The 19,844-nt window shown below is 51.6% G+C and carries 12 protein-coding genes and 1 tRNA gene; 1 reads left to right on the forward strand and 12 read right to left on the reverse strand.

The genetic code is table 11. The features are described 5' to 3' along the window. Positions 1–39: 39 nt before the first annotated feature. From V3U24_11165 to rdgB, 12 genes are all read right to left on the reverse strand, one after another. Positions 40–798: a tetratricopeptide repeat protein gene (locus V3U24_11165; protein MEE9168003.1), complete on the reverse strand. Its 759-nt coding sequence runs from the start codon at positions 796–798 to the stop codon at positions 40–42. Positions 799–922: 124 nt separating this feature from the next. Continuing rightward, positions 923–1,684, reverse strand: coding sequence for a hypothetical protein (locus V3U24_11170; protein MEE9168004.1), 762 nt, complete (start codon positions 1,682–1,684; stop codon positions 923–925). Positions 1,685–1,761: 77 nt separating this feature from the next. Beyond that, on the reverse strand, positions 1,762–2,691 hold the full coding sequence (locus V3U24_11175; GenBank protein MEE9168005.1) for a hypothetical protein: 930 nt from the start codon (positions 2,689–2,691) through the stop codon (positions 1,762–1,764). Between the two features lie 11 nt (positions 2,692–2,702). Continuing rightward, on the reverse strand, positions 2,703–5,513 hold the full coding sequence (locus tag V3U24_11180) for a lamin tail domain-containing protein (protein MEE9168006.1): 2,811 nt from the start codon (positions 5,511–5,513) through the stop codon (positions 2,703–2,705). A 4-nt stretch (positions 5,514–5,517) separates the two neighbouring features. Further along, on the reverse strand, positions 5,518–6,594 hold the full coding sequence (locus V3U24_11185; protein ID MEE9168007.1) for a divergent polysaccharide deacetylase family protein: 1,077 nt from the start codon (positions 6,592–6,594) through the stop codon (positions 5,518–5,520). An 8-nt stretch (positions 6,595–6,602) separates the two neighbouring features. After that, positions 6,603–7,517, reverse strand: a complete 915-nt coding sequence (locus V3U24_11190) for a hypothetical protein (GenBank protein ID MEE9168008.1) — start codon at positions 7,515–7,517, stop codon at positions 6,603–6,605. Then, positions 7,517–8,452: a hypothetical protein gene (locus V3U24_11195; protein MEE9168009.1), complete on the reverse strand. Its 936-nt coding sequence runs from the start codon at positions 8,450–8,452 to the stop codon at positions 7,517–7,519. Before V3U24_11195 ends, V3U24_11190 begins: the two co-directional genes overlap by 1 nt. Beyond that, on the reverse strand, positions 8,449–10,089 hold the full coding sequence (locus tag V3U24_11200) for a FlgD immunoglobulin-like domain containing protein (GenBank protein MEE9168010.1): 1,641 nt from the start codon (positions 10,087–10,089) through the stop codon (positions 8,449–8,451). The genes V3U24_11195 and V3U24_11200 overlap by 4 nt, the downstream gene beginning before the upstream one ends. Next, positions 10,086–10,955 (reverse strand): hypothetical protein, encoded by an 870-nt coding sequence (locus tag V3U24_11205; GenBank protein MEE9168011.1) that lies wholly within the window; start codon positions 10,953–10,955, stop codon positions 10,086–10,088. The genes V3U24_11200 and V3U24_11205 overlap by 4 nt, the downstream gene beginning before the upstream one ends. Before the next feature lie 7 nt (positions 10,956–10,962). Beyond that, complete coding sequence (locus V3U24_11210; GenBank protein MEE9168012.1) at positions 10,963–11,886, reverse strand: M28 family peptidase; 924 nt, start codon at positions 11,884–11,886, stop codon at positions 10,963–10,965. A gap of 28 nt (positions 11,887–11,914) precedes the next feature. Further along, on the reverse strand, positions 11,915–18,196 hold the full coding sequence (gene sprA, locus V3U24_11215) for a cell surface protein SprA (protein ID MEE9168013.1): 6,282 nt from the start codon (positions 18,194–18,196) through the stop codon (positions 11,915–11,917). 115 nt (positions 18,197–18,311) lie between these two features. Beyond that, complete coding sequence (rdgB, locus tag V3U24_11220) at positions 18,312–18,983, reverse strand: RdgB/HAM1 family non-canonical purine NTP pyrophosphatase (GenBank protein MEE9168014.1); 672 nt, start codon at positions 18,981–18,983, stop codon at positions 18,312–18,314. A gap of 438 nt (positions 18,984–19,421) precedes the next feature. Here rdgB and V3U24_11225 point away from each other — a divergent pair. Then, positions 19,422–19,494: transfer RNA gene (locus V3U24_11225), tRNA-Phe, on the forward strand. The last annotated feature ends 350 nt before the right edge of the window (positions 19,495–19,844 follow it).

Here is a 19,844-nt window from a genome sequence, read left to right on the forward strand (position 1 = left end):
TCCCGATAAGTCGGGATGAAAGCTCATGAATTAATCAGGTTAGAGATCGTTCAGGAGCTTTCGTGCCTCTTGCTGGAGAAGCCGATCGCTCTCAGACTCTGGCTTAATGGCCAGGGCCTGCTTCAGAGTCTCGGCGGCATCGTCCTCGTCATCCAGTTCAAACAGAGTCTTTCCCAGCCAAAGACGATGACGAATTTCTTCTGGCGCCTTTTCAATGGCCTTTAAGAAGTAATCCCTGGCCTCTTCAAAGCTGGCTTCAGGGGGCCTTGTGTATACGATACTCGCCACGGTTCGTTCGAACCAGTTCAAATCCGCGAGAGAATAATGCCACCTGCCCATAACGTGATAGTTACCGTCATCCTCGAGATCCAGTTCAATGGCTCTGAGTGTGTGCTCTGCCACCTCGTATGAATTCTTGATCTTCTGTTCCGTCCCTTCAATCTCTCCCACGCGACCCGTGAGAATTCCATACCACTTATGAGCTTTCGCACTGTTCGGCGCCTTCTCCAACGCTTTCTTGGCATAATCGAATCCGGCGTACACGTTTTCTTCCACCGAACCTTCATCACCGGTGTTATCGGAAAGATCGAAGTGTGCCCTTGCCAGTCGCCATAATACCTTCCCGTTCTCCGGATCCAGACGTTCGGCTTCTTTCAACGCTTTGTAGTTCCCCTGGAAATCGTTCCCTTCCTCTCTTTCATCGGCAATCTCAAGAAGGGTGGAGAAATCCTGACTGAGACAGATGGATAGAAGCATGACAAAGTGCAAAATCGCAATCTGAAGAATTCGTGGTTTCATGATTTGGTTGACCCTCTTAGCCATGAGAGCGGGGACTTTGTTTTCGCACGTGAGTCACCCACGATTATGTTCTAAAGCCCGTGCTATTCATGTCTCTCTTAGACCCAGCAGGTGGATAATGACGCTAGAAATATTCGATGTAAGTTACTTTCAGCTCCCGATTGAAATAATTCACTTTATCACTATCGAAAAGAAGATTGTTGAAATCGAGCTCTATATGGAGACGCTCCACAAAGGTCCACCGGATGGCTGCGTTCAAATATCCACCCTTGTTGAGAGCAATATCCCTGGCCCTGGTGTCATTCTCGTTGAGAGCAGCATTGTATTCCACCAAGAGTGATAGTTCGGGATTGACCTCCACGTCAAATCCGGCAAATCCGCTTATAGACTTATCCCCATCATCCTGCTCGGTGAAATTGTAGTTGAACCCGAAGTGGACACCGGCGTTTCCCAGAGGAGAGCGCCAGTTCTTGCTGAAAGCGAGATAGGCACCGTAGGCCTTGATACTGTACCGTTTCAAACTGTCCGCATCATTGTATGTCCCGAAGCCCTGAGTATTTAGCCCGAGAGCGATACCAGGGAGGGGTGTGGATTCGTCAATGAGGCGATACTTCAAGATGACCTCCGGCCGGGGATAGGGAATCGCCTTCCCATCCCCTATCAAATGACTGGCACCATAAGAAAGACCGAACATGAAACGATTGGTGATCCCCACGGAGAGCCCGGTGGTCAAGCCCCCACCCTTTTGAACTCGCATTTCTCCGGAGAAGGTTCCCCTGACAAGTCCGCCGGCCGTAGGAATGGTGACCAGATTTGTAGGCGGCGGATATTCCACTGCCTGAGCTGAGAGAAACGAGATGCCAAGAAGGAAAACAGAAACTTTCATTTTCATCTCCCGCTTTGAGGTGCTGCCAATATACTTTGAGGTCTTTCCAAAATCAAGCCCATTCGGGGATGCTCCCTTCAATATACAACGGGGTAGACTGTCTTGCCGCCCTGCCTCTCAATTTCTCCAACCTGTGAAAGAGGGATTGTCAGCGTATCCTCCTCACCCATCATTTTGAACCGGACGTATCTATCGGTGATTTGAATGAGATTCACCCGCAGTATATCTCCGCTATTCAAACGGATAAGATCGGCCAGAGACCCCGGTTGCTTGCCGGGATCCCATCCGGCAGCTCTCTTCTGACGGATATCTTGAATAATCTCGGTGCTCTCCTCAAGATAGTTGGACTTTCCATCCGGAGGATTAACAACTCCAACGTGACTTACTTTTTGACCCGTTGAGTCGTATTCCGTTAGTTCGTACGTTCGGGACTCCGGGTCATGATCATAACGAAACAGGCGAATTGTTTTCCCCCGGGGTTCTTTGATCCACCGTTCCTCCTTAACTAAACCCGAGTCAAAATATTCATACAAGATGGTTCCGAGTAGGGTACCATCAACGCTTGAGAATTGATATCTGTCGATCTCTCCACCGGGAAGATAGCTGTAAATCGTCACCCGGTCACTAAACTCGCCCATATCCCGATGTGGGAATGCATAAGCGAGGAAGGCCGCCGACATCTTTTCATTTCCCCAGTACACATACATGGTTTCCACGTTGCCGGAACCATCGCGAATAGATCGCCTGAGAAGAGTCCCCGAAAAACTGTACTCGTAGATCTCTTCCTGGAGTACAGTGCCATATTCATCGATCTTCGCTTTTGACAGGAGCCGGTCATACTTGTCGTAGAAAACTCTTAGATGGTTAACGCCCGCGCGCTCTGATGCTTTCATGGTCACATCGATCTTGAAATCCTCGGCAGTCCTGTAGTATCTCACATACGAGACATCCTGAACCGCGAAGAGACTCAAACATAGGGCCAGCAGCACTGTCACATTTCTTAACATTGCAGAGTACCTCAGCGTAATAGAATTATTTTGCGAGCGGCCGCAAACTCAGAGCTTCCCGTTGCGGAAATGCTGCAGAGATAGATTCCAGTACTCGCCGGCTTGCCCCGATCATCCGTTCCATCCCAAATGAGAGTTCTGAAACCAGGTTCCTCAATGCCATCAATCAACGATCTCGTGTGTCTACCCAGAAGATCGTAAATGGAGATGACCACGTGCGTCCGCTTGGGCAGAGAGTAGGGAATGGTGGTCCCAGCGTTAAAGGGATTGGGAAAATTTTGGTACAGTGCAAATCCAGTGGGAACGGGATTTTCTCCATCAGCGACGGAAATGGCCCCGAATTCAGACGAGCCCATGTCAGGCGCAGATCCTGTATAGTGATGGACAGCGACGTTGATCAGCGTGTCTCCATTCCACTCAAAGAAAGGAGTCCCCGTGTAAATACATGGCGAATCTTTCAACAGACGGAAATTCCGTGTGTCTGGATTGACAAAGAGTGGATCCGCTTCAATATTTCCTTCCACTCGGTTGACCGTGCCGTTGCCGGCACTCGCACTGGTGTCTGTCTCCGGTGAGATATCCGAGTAAGCGATGGTGACCGAACTTGAGTCACCATAAGAAGCAAACATGATTTCAACCGGTTCGTTCTCCCAGAGTATGCAGTTCACGAGCTTCGGGATTGACCCGTAGAGAGCGTAAATGCCTCCGCTGGTGAAGCCCCTGTTCCCGCTTATGGTGCAGTGGAGGAATTCTGGGGCCGATCTGTCGCAGGCAACGGCTCCAGCAATGGAGCCCTCGTTCTCGATTATGGTAGTTTGCACAATCCTGGGGCGGGAATTCCGAATGTATATTCCGGCGCCCAGGAATGCGGGAATGACGTCTTCGCCTATTCTGTTGTGGTTAACTGTCGAATGAACTATGATTGGGGTTGAATCGTCAACGATGTACAGGCCACCACCATAGTACGTCGCCGTGTTGTCCCTGATGATGCAGTGATCGATGGTCGGACTAGAATGTCTTATGTGAACCCCGCCTCCCCTGTCTGAATGGCCGTTCAAAAGGGTAAAGCCTGCCAGAACTGCCGTTGTCTCCTCTTGGTCTTCGAATGTGACGACGCTGCCGGCGCTGTCTCCATCGATTATTGTCCGGGAAATATAAGAGGTGTCGCCAAGAATCAAGAACCGGGAGCCAAGAACAAGATCCTTTCCCATGAAGTTGATGTTTTCAGCATAAATCCCCGGGTCAACGAGCACGGTATCGCCTTCATATGCCAGGTCGATACCTTGCTGAATAGTAGCGAATGGGCTCTCCCCGGAACCACTGCCCGTGACATCCGAACCAGTTGTGGATACATGCCAGATTGGGCCAGCGTACGGGAAATTGAATGATCCTGGCGTTCCAAAATCCCCACTTCCGTAGGGAAGCGAAGATTCGGCCCAGTACGATCCGACATTATTGTCCAACGCCGGATCCAGAAGCGCCATGGATTTTCCTTCTGGATCTGGAAACTCTGCGCCTCCATCGTATTCCACGCGGTCAATTTCCAGACTGTCCTCATTCATCAGGATAATCTCGTCGCTGCCATTGCCCAGGGTGATAGATGAATATTCATAATCCACAAGCACACCACCGTTAAGGCTGGAATCCCCCTCTCGCCCCATGACAAAATAGTGTCCGGGCTCAACGAGAAGGGGTCCCTCGGACTCCATGACGTGCCCGTCCTCTCCTTCGTCCCGAATCGTCCAGCCACGAAGATCAAACGACGCGGTATCCGCATTATACAGTTCGAACCACTCTCCATCGTAATCACGGACGGCGTAGGGGTTTTGCATGATTTCGTTTATGACAATTCTGGGTGCTGACGAAACCGAGGACACCGGGAATTTCCATCCAACAGGCCGGTGGTCAGAAAGGACAGAACCGTATTCAGAAACGATATCATCGAGACGGAAGGTTGTCGCCACACCGGCTCTCGCCTCATCAAAGAACGCCCGTGAGATGAGGATGTGGTCGAGGAAACTGGGCCAGCTGGGATAGGAATCATAATAGTCCGCCGGGTCCTGGGCCAGGGGCAGCGTAACAAAGTGAAAGTTGATGGAATCATTGAGGAATTCAGTAAATGCGTTTTCATGAGGCGGATCCACCAGGTCATCGTTCCAGTCCCCGATAACGACAAAATTGGAATCCCCGGATTCCATCTCTTCCAGCAGGTACCCGTGAAGCAACTGCGCGGATATTCGTCTCCTTTCCAGATCCGTATTTTCAAAGTTGCAGCATTTTAGATGAACGCTCATGACGGAAAAATCTACGACCCCGACCCCACATTCCCAACGGAGGTCAACTTTGAGCGGCGGTCGGCTTGCGAAATAGTAGAGGGCATTGTTCTCATAATCGTTGTCTCCGTCCTGCCCATAGAAAGTATCCTCCCAGATCTCATCACTCCCCTTAAGTGTAAGCACCTCCTTCCTGTACAGGATGGCCGTATTCGTGTAAAGCCCTCCCTCACTGAGAACATAGCCATAATTGGGCAGGAGGGACATTAATTGATTCACGAACGTCGATGCGTCCTCGATTTCCTGCACGGCATAGATGTCCGCCATGATATCCAGCATAACCTCCGCCACTCCATTGACTGTTGTCATGCCGAGCTGTGGGAAGTTTTCGATATTCCACGTAACCATTTCAATTCCCTGCCAGTTGTTCCAGGTTGGAATGGGCCACTCGTCTTGAGGTGGCGAGACAAGAATGGTATCGGAAGGTGGACAATCTTGACCCCACAAGAATAGAAGGTGGAAGCAGACCATCCCTGCGAGGCGGTGCATCAACTCACCGAACGATCTCCGATGCAAAGACAAACTCGAATCCTTCTTCACTGAGTCGAGAAATCTCCCGTCGAAAGGCAGCCAGTGTTTTCTCTCTGGGATGGGCGATTCCAACAGCCACCCCTACCTCCCGTGCCTTCTCTTCCAGAACGGTCAATTGATTCAGCACGGTCTCCTCATCGTCTTCGTAGTCAAGAAAGACATGTCTCACGGCAACGGGGACGTCGGCTCTTTGCATCTGTTCCACGGCCACGGATTTTGAACTGGTTCTGCTGTCGACAAAGTATTTCCGCTCTGCCCGCAATACTTCCGCCACGGTTCTCATGAGTCGCCTGTTCTCCGTCGCATCGGATCCTTGATGATTATTCACACCCTGCGCGTGAGGAATCTCAAGAAAAGCTCTCCTCAGCCGCGAGCGAATTTCGCTCTCTTTCTGGCCGGCCTTCAAAATAAATTCCTCTTCGCCGGCACGATGATCACTCGATTCCATGGGCATATGGACCATAACTTCAAAGCCAGCGTCATGGGCAAGGTCCGCCACCCGGCTGGAGAAAGCGTGCCCCGGCAGGACGGAAAACGTTGCCGGGACTCCAAGCTCCAGAAAATCGTTCACGATACTGTTCAGGCTATATCCAAAATCGTCAATGATGAGGCAGATTTTCCCCGCGTGGGTGGACATATCGGGCGTGCAGACCAACTCCGCAAACGGTTTCTCACGTGAGCCGAGGACAAAAGTGACATCTCTCGTTTTTTTGCTGATCGTGACCTTACCTACTCCCACGTCACGGTCTTTAAGAATTCTAGGGACGCTGTTGCTGATGCCCTCGGGCGTGTATCGACGTGGGTAAAGAAATTCATATACCCGGCCGGTAAGGCTTTTTGAGTTGCGGATAAAGAAAAGTCCGAGCGTCTTTTCGAGTGTCTTTTCCCTGACAACCCGGTCCCATGCCGATGCGGTGGGCGACAGCTCACGGTCCAGTAGACCCTTCTGCCGCTTCACATTGATGTAAAAAGCAAGAAGAAGGATAAGGACCAGCAGGACAAAGAGGAAGGAATGGTCTCTCTTTCCGAGCGGATCCATCACCTGTTCTACGGCAGTCTCGTCATAACATGGAAAAGGTGAGGGACACCCAGGCGATGAGATCCAACCGCCACGCCGTAGGAGAACCGAAATCGACGCCAGCCCACGCTCGCACCCACTGCCACTTCCGCAACCCGATGAGATGAACGCAGACCGACGGTGAGTCTCGCATCATCGATGGAGATTTCACCTGCCAGTCTGATAGTCCTCCCGTGCACCTTCGAGAACTCTGCTCCTGCCGTAAACAAAGATCTGAAGCTGCTCCTTTCAGATCCGGGTCCTGAAGACATATGCCATGTCCCTCCTATTTGTAAGGCGGTGGGCAGGGACGGTACTTTCTCACGCATGGGGGTCATGTACCCCAAATTCTGAAGGGCCGCCGCCAGGGAGATCTGGCCCCCTGCGAGAGGCCACCAGGCACCAAGATCCACACCAAAACCTGAAGAGTTATCCACATACGACTCAAGACGAATCCAGCGAATTGTTCCTCCCAGACGCCACCGGTCAAGGCGGCGACCCCAGGTTGCTTCCACGGTCGTTCCCGATTCCTTGAAAAGGGATAGATAATCGTCAGTTGGTGTCGTTGTTCGGAGTTCCAGATCCGATATCTCCAAATGCCTGACGCTAAAGCCGAAGGTACTCCCGAAAGCAGGTTGGGCGATGAGTACCGATGTTCCTCTGGCTCCTGCGAACCACAAATTGTAACCGAAATGAACATCCATGGCCGGGATTGATTGAACAATCAGTGCCGGGTTGCCCCGGGCCAGTGAAGGATCTCCCGTAACGGATGGTGTGAAGCCCCCAAAAGCGAGTTCCCTAGGTGAGGATGGAATGGTCAGAAAAGCAGTCCCGACGGCAGAGGAATTAGCTACCAGGCTCAGAAAGAAAAATGCGGCAGAGCCCGTGAGGAGGAACCTTCTCATCAAAAAGTGAAAACATAGGTAAGAATATGCGACACACCTTCCCCCCTGCGACCCAGAGCGAACGCATAATCGACGATAGCGTCATCACGCTTCAGGAGAGAGTAGTTGAGTCCCACACCCACCGCTGGAGAGAAGTTATTCATTCCCCCCCGAACGGTTACGTTGGATCTCACCTCATATTCCCCGCCCATGCGGACGCGATGAGCTGCCATGCCGTCTTCTGTGGAGAAGTAGGTGTGATCTCCCATGACACTAAACAGACCCGAATGGTAATTGAATCCGGTTCGAACCTGAATTGGGAATGGATCTCGATACGACTTCCCTTTCTCATCAAAGATGTCACCGGTGTTCCACGTGTAGGCTGCGTTCAAATCCTGAATCACGATACCCAAATCGAATTTCTCAAATTGACGGATCATGATCCCGACATCCACGCCGATTCCCTTGCTCGTCTGTTTTCCTTCAAAAGGAATGATATTTTGAAGAAGCTTAACGTTTACGCCAACGCTCAGACTCTCAAATGGTCTGTTGGAAAAGGAGAAATATAGAGCGTACTCTGATGTGGAAAGCGTACCGGTTTGGTGACCGGCCTGATCTCGACCGTCTATGTCGTCCACACCGGCATTCAGAAGTCCAATGCCCAGCCCACCGGTTGGAGGCAGGGAAGTGGCAAACGAGGCCGATACCAGATATCGATCCAGTGGCAGAAAATGGTGGAACACGGAAATCCGTCTCTTTTCAAGAAATGCAACGGCTGCCGGATTGTGATAGGCGGAGAATCCATTGTCCACAGCCGCCGTCAAGCCGCCGCCAAGGGCCATGGATCTCGCAGTAGTTCCGACACGCAAAAAAGCTCCTGCATAACCCCCCATGTCCGCCGCTGAAATCACGGTGGTGAATACGACAGGAATAATCGACCTTCGGAAAACCTTCATTTCAGAACGATGAGTTTAATCCAATGGCTTTGATCATCGTAGAACAAATTACAGAAATACGTCCCGTTTGCCACAAGTCCCCCCTGTTCGTCTCTCCCATCCCACTTCAATGTCCCCTGGCCTCCTCCCGTTTCATAGTCAATGGAGCGGACTTTTTCCATGGCAAAATTATAGATTCTGAGTTCCATCCTGGGTCTCTTGCCTCGATAGAAGAATCGGACATGACCGTCCCCGTCCACAATGTTGTACACGCTGGGAGAAAACGGGTTGGGATAAGCATACGGTTGGTTGCTGGAAACATGGGTCCGGTAAATCTCCCAAACGGGCTCATCCGTGCCGGGATCAGGAGATCTGGCCAGTCCGTCGCCGGTGCCTATGAACAGGGCTCCAAGGGAATCCGGACCCTGCCAAAAATCCCGCACATCGTGTACCACGGCGTAGACGTCATTGTCCAGAATCTCATCGTTGTTAACCGCATCCACGGCGGGCCGGAAGAGGGCAAAAGTCACGCCGTCCTCTGATTTCCATAATCCATCTTCCGTGGCCACATAGACAAGGCTATCCACGGTATAGATGTTGTACCCTCTCCTATCTCTCAGAGCGGACACCGGATACCAGGTGAGGCCGTCATCGGGAGTGTAACTCACGCCATGGTCCTCACCGGGCTCATCGGCTCTCAGGGTCACCGCCCATATTTTCCTGACGCCCTTCCACTGCTGCCTGGCCAATGCCACGACCCAATTCCCCGTGATGCCAGACAACGGATACGAGTAGTGAATCCAATCGACACAGCCAGACTCATCCAGTATGCCCCGGTTTATGCCTCCTGCAGTCCCAACCCACACCGTATCACCGTAGACAAGAACAGAGAAACCCTTGTGGTTATGATTGCCGTCGGGAGGGTCCCGGGGATTCAGTTCGTAATCGGAAACCTGCTCTCCACATGCCAGGTCTGTTTGAGCATCCTGGGGCAGGGGAACACGCTCCCACCCAGAACTCACATCGCTCCGGTCAAGACGCCGAAGACCGCCGGCCCAGCTTGCGATCCAGAAGTATTCGTTACCGATGGCAATATCGTAGGTAACGTTCTGCTGGGGAACCGTAACGGGAAGAGCCTCGAGAGAAACACCACCCCATATGAGAGTACTGTCCCCACTGCTGTCGACCGGCTGACTGAAATATCGCCAGTTGACGGCTGTCGTATCTTGGGAATTAACGGAGAGCGCCAGTCCGGCGCCGGTCTGTACATCCTCGCCTGAAGTCGGATCCTCTGTGGTTGTTGCAACAGCAACGATTAACGTATCATCGTTCGCAACACCGATAGCCGAGACGCCCCCCTCGGGGAGTTTCGTTACGTTCTCTCCTCCCTTCAATTCCTGGGACGAAAGAAACGTTCTCGCGGTGAGACTGTCCCGGAGTACTGAGAGTCCCTGCCCTGTGCCGAGCCATACCAGAGTGTCCCCCTGTGTCCGGATTTCCACGATAACATTACTCTGCAATCCGGCCTGAGTTGAATCCGCGACCGTTGTCCGGGAAAGGGAAAACAGCTTCGGAAAAGGTGCCGGCGATCGTCCACGCACCTGGCCGTGGAGGACTCCCGATGACAGGACAAGGACAATGAATAGATTTCGGATCATTCAAGAACCACCACAAAATGGGAGGTGTCGCGAAACGCATTGGATTGGTCCTGCACGCGGAACCGCCATTCGAGCTCACCCGTCTTGGCGTTGTAGGGGAAGGAAATCAGGATGGAATAAACGCTATCGCCCACTGCCGTATCCCCGTGGTCTTCCTTTCCATCATCAAACAGGTAGACATGGTTTCCATTATTGAGCATAGTATCGGGTTCAACGTGTCTGGAGGTAAAACCGACCCATTGAATGTCATCCACCCCATTGGCGTCTGTCACCTTGGCCTTAATATCCACGAGACGGGCAAAACCTGAATCCGGAAGGTTGAGCGTGTCGGGAGCATCGATCCAGAGAAACTTGGGATTGATATTTCCGAGATCGAAAGAATCGACTTTAGCCTCTACATTGTCGTCGTAATGGGCCAACACCTGCAGATAGACGATACCCGTGTCTCCATACAAAATGGAGTTCGTGTCACCGAGATCCTCAATGGGAATCTTGACGGAGTAGACATTGTCCTTCTTGAGAATGTCGCCAAAATCGCCGTTATCACTCAGGAAAAAGGAGTCAGGTGTGGTCTGGTTGAAACCGTTGGTTCCGTACCATATGAGCTGAGCGAAAACGAGGTTATCACCATTAAAAGGATCCTTCAGTTTCGCCGAGGTGAATATCTTTTCATCCTCTTGGAGATAGTTAAACGTGATGTCTGTGACGGGATCTGTTTCTTCCTCTGGTTCCACCGGCGTTTCGCAGGAGAAGAAAAATACGGAAATGATCGAGGCAACGATGAAATCTCTTCCTGGCACAGCGCCGGGAATATATAGGCGTCTCTTTTTCGTATCAATTATTTCTTCTCGCCACTCACTACTCACCAAGTGCTTATTCCTTTCCATAGATGTGATGCAGTAGCAAAGTTCCCACTGTTTTCAGACTTTCGGGACTGCATTTGTCAGGAGTGTCTTCCAACGTGTGCCAGTAGTTATCTGAGCGATTGGGATATTCAAAATCTATGATATCGACTGACGGAATGCCCCCTTCTTCAAAAACCACCACGTGGTCATCATCTACGGCATGTCCCACTCGCCACTCAAACGACGTGAGAGTCAGATGAGCGGCAAGATTCCACAACTCTCCCACCAGTTTGGGTGCCTGGCGCCATGAATTCAATTCAACGGGAAGTTGAAGGTCCTTGTCTCCCACCATGTCGATGAGGATGCAATAATCGGGCATCTGGGTGGGAATATTCTTTGCGAGATATCGCGACCCGTTAAAAAAATGGTTGCGGTCACCCTGCTTGCCAAGATCTTCTCCATCGAGGAAAATGAGGTCGACACCTGTGGCGGGTGGCAACTCATGGAAATGATGAGCGAGTTCAAGGAGGACAGCCACTCCGCTGGCACCATCATTGGCGCCAAGAATAGGACGAATGCGGTTCCTTTTCGTCTTATCCCTGTCCGCCCACGGTCTCGTATCCCAGTGGGCAGCCACCCAGAGGCGACGGTTCAACTCCGGATTGAATTGAGCCACTACGTTTGTCAGCTCGAACATGGAACCCGAATAGGGATCCGAATAGGGAAACGGTTGAGTCAACACTTCGTCTGCAAGGGGAGAGATTACGTCCAGAATATATTTCAATCCGTCCCGGTGGCCCGGGGAGCCAGGATTTCTCGGACCCAGGGCACACTGTTCCTCCAGGAAACCGAACGCCCGCTGGGCATCGAATTCAGGCACATTCTGGGCCAAAACCAAAACGGGGAAGAGAATCCCAGTGACCCTCGATACGGTATTCGTCACCTTGAGCATCTAACTCATAACGCATAACCCAAAACGGTCAGCCCCTAATGGCAATATTCACGTCAAATCCAAAATCGCGATCCACCTTCCGCCCCACCACGCGTGAGTCGCTTTCCCTGTATTCGAACCAGACGCCGCCGGTTACTGTCCGGGAAAAAGAGTAGGATATTCGAGGAGATATCTTCCACGACTTCCTTGTGGCACTTGTGGATAGAGGGTACTCCGCACCGTTCCGTTCCCTTGTGACGGACTGGGTATGATCGAAGGTGAGGGAAAAATTCATCGTGTTTTCCATATTGAAGTCCCGGAAAAAGACCAGAGGAATATGCAAACCGCCCCGGTGGGCGTAACTCGACGTCGCCGTCCAGGAACGGTCCGTTTTGACGCGGGTGCTGTTGAGTCCACTGAATCTGTTATCAACCGTTCGCACCGTTGAAAACCGCGTGGAAAAGGAGATCCCTTTCAAGATGGTCATGGAGAATCCGGCGACGGGTGAATATGAAGCGGTGTACTTTGAGGATAAGAGAACGTCACTTTGCCACGACCGTGTCTCTTTACCCGCGAAGGCATGGTCGAAGGAGGCAGATTTGGCAATCATTTTGATAAGGGGCCATTTTTCAATACCCGACCAGCTCAAGCTCCAGCCAACGAAAGGGAAACCTTCTCCACCGCTGATTCCCGACGGCAAGAAGCCCCTGGTGATTGACTCCCGGCTGATATTGTTTCCATCTAAACCCCTGGACCGATTATGAGAAAAGCTCACGGTCGTCCTGATTCTGGGTGTTATGGAGAGTCCGGATCTCAAGGAAATATCTCGCTGGCGTTGAATGGATCTGCGATTGACGCCTACTTCATCGCTGTAGGTGGCCCTGGGACCAAGCTCATTGTCAAAACCGAACCGGTAGGGGAGATTCACCTCGCCGAGCACGCCGAAATCGTTCTGTGATCTGTTCTCAGAAAATGTGATACTGATGGGACTGATGCGGCTCGCAGCCTCGTGCAGAGTCTTCAAGACACTTTTTAACGTTTCGTTCTCGGGTACTTTCTTGTCCGGTTCAGTCCCCCCTTCCTCTACCGTTTGGGGGGTCCTCCTGCTTCGCCGCCTGGATCCCCGTCCCACCGGCCGGGAAGGGGTATAGACAGTTTCAATAATTGACTTTGGGTTCAGTGTCAAAGAAGAGGAAAACCGGGTTTGGGAAGCGATATTTGCCCCCTCCTGGGTGCTTTCAATGGGCTTTGACCACCGGTAATTGGTGCTGTAATTGAGAGACGGCTTGAGCCAGGTGAAAATGGTAGGCGTAAAGGTGGTGGACACATTGTCCGTTACATCCGAAACAATTCCGGGAGTCAGCGTCTTCAGGGCCTTCAGGTACTGGTTCTCGAATTTGTTCATGTTGCTCTTCATGGACTTGGAATAATTCGTTTTCAGGTTTTCAAGAATCGTGTACCCGATCTTGAACGTCCGGCTGAGCCCCAGATTGTACACCCGTTTACTTTCTCCCACCCTGGGCTTTGTCTCCGTCAGTGCCTCGCTCACTTTCATGGACATGTCGAACGACGACGGTGTGTAATACAGATGAATATCCGAAAACTTGCTGCCCAGTAATGGCACCTCTTTCAGGAATTTCAAGGGTCTCCAGTAATTGTCCCGGCCAAATGACAATCCGTAACCAGCCCCTCCAGTATTGCTTCGACCGAATCGCCGCTCGATTTGTTCGTCTGAACCCCATGTCTGACTTGTTGAAAATGAGGTATTCAACGGATCCAGGGTGTATCGTGTGTACCAGCGGTCCGACCGAGTCGACTTGGTGAATGAAGTGCTCATTGCGACTTGCCGGCTTCGGGTCAGTGCGCTGTCTGGCGGACTATCCCCACTGAGCAGAATATCGGTACCGGGATAGTACTTGGGTGTGGCCACGTTGTTGGAATAACTCAGGGATAGAGGTAAGCCCAAACCCCATGACTGGGGAAAGAATTTATTTAGATTCAGCCGGCTGTCAACACGGACCCTCTCGGTTGTTTGGCCTGTCCCAAGACGCTGCTGCAGGACATGAAAATCGGCATGTTTCCGGCTGTAGGTGAGCGTAGCGTTTCCAAAATCCGCCAGATTGAGAGAGGATTGAAATCTCACCGCCGTACCGGCATCTTTCCTCACGTGGGAGAGGCGGAGCTCATCGAGCCATATCTCCCCACTCACGGGCTCTGTTGAGCTCTTGTTCCGGACCCCCACCTCAAAAAATTGAATCCGGGAAAGGGCCGGGCGTCCCTGAATAAGATAGGTTTTTACTGTATCTTCCCCGGAGTTTTCCGTAGCAATGTACTCCAGTGTTGAATCGGTCACAACAAACATATCCTCGGGATTCTTCCTCTTTATGTTGGTGGAATCCTTGCGCTTCAACCCTGTAAGAAAACCGAGATCGATGGACATGAAGTTTCTCTTTCTCTCTTCGTCCCACCCTTCATAAACAGGCTGGCGAATTTCGTAGAAATCATCACCCCGGCCGAAGCGAAGAAAGAACTCCACATCTGTGGAATCCTGCCAGATGTGATCACCTTCACCGTACGTAAAGAGTTTCATTTTTTCGTAAGTAAGATAACTCAAAGCCTTGTTACCCCGAAGCTCGATCAGGTTTTTCTGGGCGGCTCCCTCCTCGCCAGGCTTCAAGTTGTCGAAGGTGAGGACAAGGGACTGCTCTTTCTTCCTGATGCCGTACACCCGGTCGTATTCACCTCGAACGCCGATATCTTCAACACTCTGGGCATAGTCCTGGTTGTCTTCCGTATTCACCACGGTAACCGCAAACACACTGTCGTCCGGAACAAATGGCCCGGTTCGGCCTTTTCTCACACCCCGCTCCTGCCACTCGTTACCCACCAACTCCACCTTGGCAATCTTGACTTCCGCTTCCTCAGGAATCCCCATCAGGCCAAGGCGCAGAAACTTAATGGTATCCCACGTGATGGCACCGTCCTTCTTCACCTTTGTGAAATCACTCAACGGAATTCTGTAGAGTCGCCACTTCCCCATGCGCGAATCATTCTCTCCGCCCTTGTATTCACGCCAGTCCTCGCCGTAAAGGCTGAGATCAATGCTCATGGTGAAATAATCATTGTTTCTGTCAGGAAAACCGTCACGGTTGATATCCTCTGTATCAGGATAACGGGCCCCCTCCATGGGCCGCTTAGCCGTACCGTTTCCATCAGTCCCGTTGATGTAACGGTATTTTTCTGGTCCCTCGCGCTCGGTTTCGTCGAAACTCCAATTGTCACCGTTGGGATCGCCAGGATCAAAGTCATCGGGATCATCACTGTAATAGACATCATAACCCAACTGCAGGGCGGCCTCGTACGTGATATCGAGACAGCCGCCGTAGCCGTCCTCATAAGCATCCTCACACCCGTCCAGACCAATATCTTCATCGTCCTCCAGGAACGTATTCCCGATGGAAAGACCCGCTTCAGGCTCATCTTCCGTGTCAAACTCCCTGTTCCCGTTCTGGTCCTCGCTTATGAACCCCAGGTCGACGCTCATTCTGCCCTGTATGTCGTCATCTGTCAGCAGCCAGATTTCAAAAAATTTGCTCTGGGATTGATTGTAACTGCTCGAATAGAGACTTGCGGTAATCCCCCCCCACGTGGAGTCGGGATCCACGGATCCGATTTGTGTTTTCCGGCGAGAATAATTGAGAACCAGAATATCGGTCAAGTGATTTTGAGCCCGGGTACTGACCTCCTGCCTGGGCCAGATATCAGTGGTTCTTACCTGGGTGTACGGATTGTACCAGAATAGGTTGGCGCGATTCTTCCGGTCGAAGCCGAGCGGGGTGGATGAGAAGTTCCAGAATCTTCGCCTGATTGATGGACTCGACGTCCGCTTGGCTCCCTCGAAGTCATCAATGAATGCAACTCCCTCCCGGTCATCCGTCGTGGGATTGTCGACGGAATTGGGATTGGGTAGAACCTGGGCGAATTCTCCTTCAACTCTGAACGACGACGGTTTGTTCGTTTCAATAAGAGGAAGTTTGTCTATGGCCCGGGTAAGTAGGTCAAGATCGCTTTCATACCGGCCGTTTAAGTCCCAGATGAAATTCCGGGTGGGTTCATATCCTACCTCAATTTTTTCATTAATAACGGACTGATTGTAGTAGAGAGCCGTCCCCCCTATGAAAGAATTGGGTCCCAGATCAATCTGGGCCCTGGCTCCCATGATAGTCTTCTTGTCAAATGAGACGAGTTCATGCTTGTCATAAAGGATGTTCAACTCGGCTCCCGGGTCATTGATATCTTCATTGAGTATCGTCAGTGTGCCCGTAAAATAGTCAATGGTATAATCTTTGCCGCGTTCAAGAGGACGATCATTGAGGTAAACCTCCTCACTCCCTTCCACAAGCATGAATCCACCGAGATTGATGGTGGCACTCTTGTTCTGATAGGTCGCCTCGATGTCAAACTTCGACTCTTTACGAATACTCTGGTAATCGAGGCTGCGATACATAAGGGCATTATCCGGCAATATGGTGCTCAGACTGGGGCTTTGGTTCCCCTCACCGCGATAGTTTACCGTTCCGGCAAGAGAATCCAGCTCAAATGGATGAAGCATGGGGAGAATCAACTCACCCGTTACACGATTAATGATATTGGTGTTGTAGGTATCTATCAAATCGTCGGGAATTGGCTCACTGTCAACATCGAGACTGTCGAGACCGAACAGGTGAAGGAATGTATTCCCATCCGAATCCCGTTCGTCGTTACCCAGGGCGCCGTCCTTGTAGAGAATCTTAACTTCGAACCCCACGGGATTGATGTTGGTGGCGCCCAGGTAGTAAACGTTCTTGAAGGCCAGAGGCCAGGTAGGGTGAGGAGGACTTGGCGTCAACGGCTTGATGAGTTTCAGATGAATGGTTTCTCCTTGCGATACGTCCTCAGTCAATTGCCCCACGGCTCGTATGACGGCTGTTTTGTCCCGCTCAGACAGAGTGTAGGATACAGCGAGTATCTCATTCTGAACAGGTGTGGTGAGACGGATAAAACCCAGATCCTCGCTCACCACGTAATCGACGTCTCTCTCAAGGAGCTGAAAAAGGCTCCCCTCCGTATAGCTGCTGTCTTCACTGTTACTCTCCCTCCACCTTGATTGAGTCTCGTCGAAATAGGGGTTCACATATGCGAGGCCGTTCAAAGTTCCAGCACTACCCAGAGACCCCACAGACTTGAAAACTTCGATTTCCTTGATCACCACGTTTCCGATACGGTGCTTCCCGTCTTTCAACGGATAGAAACTGGGGACGAAAAGAAGACCGCTCTCCTCTCCATACCTGAACAGTTGATCGACGAAAAAATACTGGTTCTTCCGGTACTGGTAATCCGGAATAGTCTGTCCCTGCGACTTCGCACCATCCTTGAATTGCTGTTTCTCCTTCCTGGTCTTTTCAATAGAGGCCAGTGCCGTGACGTCAACCGGTCCAAGCTTCATGAGGGATTTCAGTCCAAACAGTCCCTGGTTACTCCCGGAAAACGTCACAAACTGGGTTGAGGGTAACGAGAGGGATATGTTTCCTGCTTCAATCTTCTGCACAATCTCGTCTTCGGTTCCCGCATAGTTGATCTTGATTTGATTCTCCCAGTCAACGTCCCTCTCACTGTCCATGTCCATCAAAACGCTGACTCGTTCGCCCACCTTTCCCTCGAGCATAAGGTTTTGACGCTGGTCAAACTCAAAGTGCGTTGTTTGCGCTTGGCGCAGGTTCGAACGGGAAAGCTCCTGATCCTGGAACACCATCTTCCCTGACACATTGATGTTCCCACTGATGTTCAAGGACGCCCGTCCCACCCCTGTTTCCACACCCATAAGCTCAAAGGAACCTCGTCGACGGCGCTGACGTTCGTCCGAGGCCGACAGATCAGTCAGCCTGAAAAAATTTGAGACGCCGTTCCTGGCCAGGCGCTCTCGAAAATACCAATCCACAGGAGCTGAAAAGGGTACCTTGAAGAATGTGCCATTGTGGGCCTCAAAGAGAGTTATGAGACTCCAGTCTTCCTCAATTTCCGTCCATCGTTCTGTACCGTCATCTTCCGGTTTGAGAATACTTCTGGTGGTCGTGGCACTGTCCACGGAAAACATAAAGGTGAGTTGATTATCAAATGGTTCCACGATCCAGAGAGAGCCACGTCCGTTCACAAAGGATATGCTGTTTTGGACGGAATTCGCCCCCTGTCCGCAGAGGGGGGAGAAAACCCTGAGGAACAAAAGAAAGAAAACCGCTATTGCTGTTCTCGTTTGCCGGCTCAACTGACTGAGCCCGCCGAGGATCTCATCCATTGAGCTATCCGCTATGTAACACAGTACCCCTTGTAATACTCCGCCACAACACCGTCGACAAGGGGATCAAACAAGTAGCAGTTTTCCTATACGAATCTCCTCTGTTTCGGAATGACTAGGAAGGTTTTTCGGAGGGAACGATTTTTTGAGACAGTAAATCCGAAAGTTTTCTCATGGCCTTGCCCCGGTGACTCCATCGGTTTTTCTCTTCACCTGAGAGCTGAGCGTATGTCTTGTCGTATTCCGGGATATAGAATACGGGATCGTACCCAAATCCACGATCTCCAACTGGTTTCTCTGTAATCATACCTTCAACGACTCCCTCCACCCAGAGTTCCTGCTGGCCGTCGACGTAGCAGACCGCCGTCCTGAAACGGGCCGTTCGACGCTTGGGCGGGACGGCCACCAAATCGGACAGGAGTTTCCTCACGTTATCCTTGTAGCTGCAGCCGTCTCCCGCATACCGGGCGGAAAAAATCCCGGGGGCACCGTTCAGTGCATCCACCTCGAGACCGGTGTCATCCCCGATTGTGGGACGCCGGGTCAAAGAGAAAACCCTTCTCGCCTTTATGAACGCGTTTTCTCTGAGAGAGGATCCACTCTCCTCAATTTCGGGGATCTTCTCCTCAGGATCTATATCGTCCAGCGCTAATCCTTCCATGTGGGAACCGTCAAGCAGTGCCTTGAGCTCCCTTGCCTTGTCTCTGTTCCTCGTTGCAAGAATTACTTCCATATCCATTACCGCCTGTTCGTTTCCGAGAGGGAAGACAGACAAATCTATGAGCATTCCCGTTCCGCCCGTGGATGACAAACAGTCTATCGAACGGCAAACATAGATATTCTCTCTCAGCCTGTCAAGTGAAATCCGGAGGCGAATCGGAGTGGCATGGCTTCAAGAATGCGATTGCCTTTCGACAGGTGGGACGGTAATTTCGCAGGACACCTTCTGAGAGGATAGCCCGTACGAGGCTCGGTAGCTCCCCGCCAATGCGGGGCAGGCAGTCTCCTCCTTCGCTACTCTCTGATCGTGGCAAATGACGAAAATTAGTAAAAGGCCGAGTAGCTCCCCGCCAGTGCGGGGCAGGCAGTCTCCTCCTTCGCTACTCTCTGATCGTGGCGAGTGACGAAAATTAGCACAAGGCCGAGTAGCTCCCCGCCAATGCGGGACAGGCAGTCTCCTCCTTCGCTACTCTCTGATCGTGGCAAGTGACGAGAATTAGTAAAAGGCCGAGTAGCTCAGTCGGTAGAGCAGAGGACTGAAAATCCTTGTGTCGGCGGTTCGATTCCGTCCTCGGCCACTCGCACTTTGTCGTCGGAAACCTCGTCGAAAGACGGGGTTTTTTCTTGGTCTGAAGAGGAGTGGAAATTGGTGGAAGGCTGATTTTTTCCACCGGCTTCAGCGCCCAAGGTGGTGGAAATTCTTTTCAGACGGGAAGTAAGGTTTAGTGATCCGGCTATCGACCCTGACATCTGCGCTTTGTCGTTGTAGTATTTCATCGTAACTGCTGGGCTGCTATGACCAGGGAGGGATGATACGGCACTCAGGGGGATGATTCTCTCACTCATATTATTGTTCCTTTTGTTGCTGAAGGGTGAAGTAGAACGTGGCCCCGCTCCCCTCTTTACTTTCCGCCCAGACACGGCCACC

The sequence above is a fragment of the Candidatus Neomarinimicrobiota bacterium genome, assembly GCA_036476315.1.
Lineage (GTDB): Bacteria > Fidelibacterota > Marinisomatia > Marinisomatales > S15-B10 > JAZGBI01.